A 1,643-nucleotide genomic window follows, 5' to 3' on the forward strand; every position below is an offset into this window, starting at 1 on the left:
CGCTTGGTCTGGCCGCGCGGGAGATCACGTTCGTGCCGGAACCCGGCGCGCCCGGCGGTTTTCGCCCGTGCCGACGCCCCCGGCTGCGGACGCACGGTGTGATCGAACGCCTGATGGTTGCGGTCAATGCGGTGATCGCGCGGTGCCTGTCCGATGCCGGCGGTGGAACGGCGATGTTCCGGCATCATCCGTTGCCCTCACCGCACCGGCGGCGCGGGCTGGCGCGTGCACTGGCCGGGTTGGGCCGCTGGGCGGACAGCGAACGGACGCTGACATGGGCCGACATGACGGCGCTGGCCCGGGGCTCCGATGACGACCCGGCGGTGCAGGCGTTGCTCCTGCGGGCGCAGGCGCGTGCTACCTACGCGGCCGTGCCCGGCCGCCATGCCGGGTTGGGGCTGAAGGTCTATACCCATGCCACAAGCCCGATCCGACGCTATGCCGATCTGGTGGTGCAGCGTGCCCTGTTTCACGTCCTCGCGGGTCTCGCCCCGGTTGACGCGGACCGGTCGGACGGGGCGGCGTTGGCAGCGCACCTCAATGCGCGGGAGCGCGCCGGGCAGGACGCGATGCGCGCGCTGGCCGACCGTCACATATTTGCATATCTGCGTGATAAAACCGACACGACATTGACGGGCTCTATAGGCTCCATGAGTGTTTTAGGACTAAGCGTTGAGCTGTGTGAAACTGGCGTGACTGGCGTGCTTCCTTCTTCTGCCCTGCCTTCTGATTCGTGGACGATCGACGAACGCCACCAGCGTCTGATCGCGAGATCGTCGGGCGTATCCTTTCCGTGGGGCACCCGGGTGCATGTGCGCCCAGGCTTCGGTTCCGGGGGCTGCGTGGTGACGCTGGTCCCCGCGCCGGGCCCCTTTGTCGAGGCTGGGGGGTCGTGACCGGCGCGCCGTTTCTGGGGCTGCCGCTGCGCCTTGTGATGGTCGCAAGCCTGCTGGCCTCGCCCGTTGCGTGGCGTCCGCACGCGGCGCGCGCCCAGACGCCCGCGACGGGCGGGGCGTCAGCCGGCGGTTTCGATGCCACGGAATTCTCGGCGGTCATTGCGACCGCGCTGACCTTTCTCGGCCCCCGCACGCTTGAGGCACATCCGGCCAGCGATTTCGCGTTGTGGGGCCTCAACGGGCTGGGCGCGCTCGACCCGGCGCTGAGTGTCGTGGCCCCCGCGCCGACCGGCCGGGCCGTTCCCACGGTCGTGTTGCAGAATGGGCAGACCGCGCTGGTCTCCCTCCCACGGCCCGCGCCCGACGATACGAACGGATGGGCCGCCCTGGTCACGCGCTTCGCGGAGGAGGCATGGCAGGCATCGGCGACCCTGCGATCGGGTGGCGGCGACGGCCTGACCCAGTCCTTTTTCGACGAGTTGTTCAATCACCTCGATCCCTACTCGCGCTATGTCGCGCCGACACCCGCGACCGCCGACCGCGCCGCGCGGGACGGGGGTGCGGCCGATGTCGGCCTGACCCTTGCCCGTGATGGGGAGCGGGTGGTGATCGCGGGGGTGAACACCAACGGTCCCGCCTGGCCGGCGGGCCTGAACACCGGACAGATCGTGGTCGCGGTCAACGGGCATGCGGTAGAGGGCGACTCAGCGGCCCGCGTGCAGGCGCTTCTGCAGGGCGCACCGGATT

2 protein-coding genes are annotated in these 1,643 nt (G+C 70.1%); both read left to right on the top strand.

Annotated features, from left to right (window positions below):
• Nucleotides 1-896, top strand: an 896-nt coding sequence (locus HUK82_RS16385) for an RNB domain-containing ribonuclease (protein ID WP_176614935.1), incomplete at its 5' end; no start/stop codon positions are given.
• Nucleotides 893-1,643 (top strand): PDZ domain-containing protein (locus tag HUK82_RS16390; RefSeq protein WP_317134867.1); only part of this gene is annotated, 751 nt, incomplete at its 3' end. The genes HUK82_RS16385 and HUK82_RS16390, both read left to right, overlap by 4 nt.

This window comes from Ameyamaea chiangmaiensis (assembly GCF_013376175.1).
Taxonomy (GTDB): Bacteria; Pseudomonadota; Alphaproteobacteria; order Acetobacterales; family Acetobacteraceae; genus Ameyamaea; species Ameyamaea chiangmaiensis.